We start from the raw sequence: 2,128 nt of genomic DNA, 5'->3' as shown, positions 1-2,128 counted from the left end.
GTACAGCGCCCAGTTCGCCGCCAGGTACCCGCCATCTTTGTTGGAGTCCGAATACCCCAACATCACCTCCTGGGTGTTCTGCTGCTGGGTCACCAGGCTGCGATAGAAGTCCAGCCCCAGTGCGGCGGTGATGATCTCGGCGCCGGACTGCAGGTCCTCGATCGTCTCCAGGAGCGGCACTACCCGTACCGTGCATTGCGGCGTGCCATTGGGGTCGAGCGTGTACAGCCCCGCTTCCTTAAGCAGGATCATGGCCTCCAACAGGTCCGAGACGGACTGGCACATGCTGATGATGTAGGTCGGCACCGCGGCCGCGCCGAAGCGTCCGACGGCGACGGCGGCGGCGGCCACCACACCGAGCTCTTTGGTCGCGAGCTCGCTGAGCGCCGAGTCCGGCGAGGTGAGCGGCCGCCGGGACGTCAGTTCGGTGCTCAACAGCACTACCCGCTGCGCCTCGTCGAGGGCCGCGTAGTCGGGGCAGACCCCGGCCCACGCGAGAAGTTCGGCGACGACGTCGCCGTGCGTCTCCGAGTTCTGCCGCAAATCTAGGCCAGACAAGTGGAATCCAAACGTGCGCACTGCTTCGCGCAGCGAACCCAGGCGATTGTCGGCTATGGCGTCGTCGACGGCGACGCGCAATGCCTCATCCACGATGTCGAGATCGGCGAGGAACTCCTCCGGTCCGGAGTACCGTTCACCGGTGGCCGCCCACGAACGTTCAGCGGCGGTCAGAAAGTCGTCGTCGAGCAAGTGCCTGGCAGTGGCAGATAGCCGTGCCTGGATGGTCCGCAGCGCAGACCGGAAGGGCTCGTCGTCCTCATCCGCTGGCCGTCCGCTCAACGCGCGCAGCTCTGCGGTAATCGGCGACACCAACCGCGCCGACATCGCCAATTCGCGGCGGAGCAGCCGGACCTCGTCGAGGTGCTGGCGCAGCGCCGTGGCGGCAGCACTCGTGGTCGCCTCGGCCACTACCTGGCCGGTGACCGACGGATTGCCGTCTCGGTCGCCGCCAATCCATGAGCCCATCCGCACCAGGGAGAGGTCGTCGAGCCCGGCGGCCGGGTAGGCCGCGGTCAAGGCGCGCCGCACGTCCCGATTCAGGTTGGGCACGACACGGAAGAACGACGCCTCGTAGTACCGAAGCCCGGTCGCGATCTCGTCTCGAATTGTCAAGCGGCGCAGGCGAATCAGCGCAGTTTGCCACAGCACCAGAATCTGCTCGGTGATCTGTTGCTCAATAGCGGCCTGTTCTTCGGGGATCAGTTCGCTGCGGGCCCGGATACGCATCAGGTTGGTGATGGCATTCTGTGCTTCGAAGACCGTCCGGCGGCGAGTCTCGGTCGGATGTGCGGTGATCACCGGCACCACCGCACCGTGCCCGAGCGCAACGCCGACCGCCGCATCGTCCAGACCGGCGGCGGCGAGGGCGGCGAGCGCACCGGCGAGGCTGGAGGACTGCGCCGGATCCCCGGCCCGCAGATGAATCCGGCGGCGTCGTTCTCGGTGTAGGTCCTCGGCCAGATTTGCCAGGAGGGCGAAATTGCTGAAGGCCCGGATCACACCCATCAGTTCACGCACGGTCGGATCGGTGTACCGGGTGGCCAGTTCGTCACGATCGATTTCGCCATACCGGATGGCAAATGCGGCTGTGCGGGAGGTTTCGACGAGGTCAAAGATCTTCGCGCCGGAGTGCGCCGCGATGAGATCGCCGAGAATCCCGCCGAGAAAGCGAATATCAGCGCGGAGCGGCTCGGTGGCCGCCTGCCCGGTGTCGTCGATCCGGATACGATCGATCATCGGAGTGCCGATGGCATGGGCGACGATCGCAGCGGTCGTGGATTCGCGGTCGGCGGGAGTCATGCTCTCCAGTATTACTGGCCCGGAAGGGTTACGCAGGAGTGACCAGTGAACCGTCGGTCAGTCACTCCGAACGGTTCAGGTGTATTTGATGTCCAAGCCGACGCCAATGATGAAGATCAACCAGGTCACGCCCACGAAGATGGTGATCCGATCCAGGTTCTTCTCGACCACGGACGAGCCGGAGAGGCTGGACTGGACTCCGCCACCGAACAGCGACGACAAGCCACCCCCCTTACCGCGATGCAACAGCACCAGGACGATCAGCAGC

The 2,128-nt window shown here is 65.3% G+C and carries 2 protein-coding genes; both read right to left on the bottom strand.

Annotated features, from left to right (window positions below; genetic code table 11):
• A partial coding sequence (locus tag WAW85_RS17180) for a phosphoenolpyruvate carboxylase (protein WP_422560796.1) occupies positions 1–1,860 on the bottom strand: 1,860 nt, incomplete at its 3' end.
• Positions 1,861–1,935: 75 nt separating this feature from the next.
• Positions 1,936–2,127, bottom strand: coding sequence for a preprotein translocase subunit SecG (gene secG / locus WAW85_RS17175; RefSeq protein WP_422560795.1), 192 nt, complete (start codon positions 2,125–2,127; stop codon positions 1,936–1,938).
• Between the last annotated feature and the right edge of the window lies 1 nt (position 2,128).

The organism is Gordonia sp. (in: high G+C Gram-positive bacteria) (assembly GCF_049299075.1).
Lineage (GTDB): Bacteria > Actinomycetota > Actinomycetes > Mycobacteriales > Mycobacteriaceae > Gordonia.
The sequence above is the reverse complement of the archived record's forward strand: the minus strand, read 5'-3'. Positions and strand labels throughout refer to the sequence as shown.